Here is a 1,230-nt window from a genome sequence, read left to right on the forward strand (position 1 = left end):
GCATGATGCCGTTGATTTCCGGCATCGGCTCCGTGACCACGTAGTAGTGTTCTGCGGCGTGGAGGGGAATGTTGACCCCGGCTTTCTTGCCGAAATTACGCGCCCACATACCGGCGCAGTTCACCACGAACTCAGCGTCGATATCGCCCTGAGCCGTGACGACACCGGCGGCCTTGCCATCCTTGATCTTGATGTCCAGGACCTGGGTGTTTTCAATGATTTTAGCGCCGCCCATTCGAGCACCCTTGGCGAGTGCCTGGGTGACGTCAACCGGGTTGACCACACCGTCCAACGGCAAATACACGCCGCCGACGATGTCTTCGATGTTCAGCAGCGGCCACAGGTCAAGCGCTTGCTCAGGGTTGACCACTTCACAGGGAAAGCCACAAAGCTTGGCCATCGACGCGCCGCGCTTGAGTTCGGTGAAACGTTCCTGGTGAGTCGCGACGCTCAAGGAACCGTTACGCACGAAGCCAGTGGCCTGACCGGTTTCTGCTTCAAGGCCCTCGTAGAGGCCAGCGCTGTACTTCGCCAGCATGCTCATGTTGTAGGTCGCGCGCAGGGTCGGCACCAGGCCGGCAGCATGCCAGGTCGTGCCGCAGGTCAGCGTCTTGCGCTCCAGCAGCACGACATCCTTGATGCCCAGTTTGGTCAGGTGGTATGCAACGCTGCACCCGATAACCCCACCACCGACGATGACGACACGAGCCGAACTCGGAACGGTATTGCTCATTTTAAAACTCCAGGGCCAGCACCCCAGGCAGGGCAACTGGCTCGACGATTGGGGGGTGCTTAGAACACGATGGTTTTATTGCCGTACACGAGCACGCGATCTTCGAGATGGTTTCGAAGCMCACGGGCCAATACGGTTTTTTCGACGTCTTTGCCTAACCGCACAAGATCATCGACAGACTGTTCGTGGCTGACGCGCGCGACGTCCTGCTCAATGATCGGCCCCTCGTCGAGGTCTTCGGTCACGTAGTGACAGGTCGCGCCGATCAGCTTTACCCCACGACGGGATGCCTGGTGATACGGCTTTGCGCCGATGAACGAGGGCAGGAAGCTGTGGTGGATGTTGATGACTTTATGGCGGTATTTTTCACACAGGTTCTGCGGCAGGATCTGCATGTAACGCGCGAGGACGATGCAGTCCGCGCGGTACTCATCGATCAGTTGTTCGGTTTTGGCAAACCCTGCAGCCTTGTTGTCTTTGTCGACCGGTACGTATTC

General features: G+C 58.3%; 2 protein-coding genes. Both read right to left on the bottom strand.

Features of this window, described 5'->3' with window-relative positions; translation table 11 throughout:
• The coding region (locus ACXRVY_RS30060) for an NAD(P)/FAD-dependent oxidoreductase (RefSeq protein ID WP_458239080.1) at positions 1–733 on the bottom strand (733 nt) is incomplete at its 3' end.
• Between the two features lie 59 nt (positions 734–792).
• Positions 793–1,230, bottom strand: a 438-nt coding sequence (locus ACXRVY_RS30065) for a formyltetrahydrofolate deformylase (RefSeq protein WP_458239081.1), incomplete at its 5' end; no start/stop codon positions are given.

Source organism: Pseudomonas sp. P5_A2_2 (genome assembly GCF_054177685.1).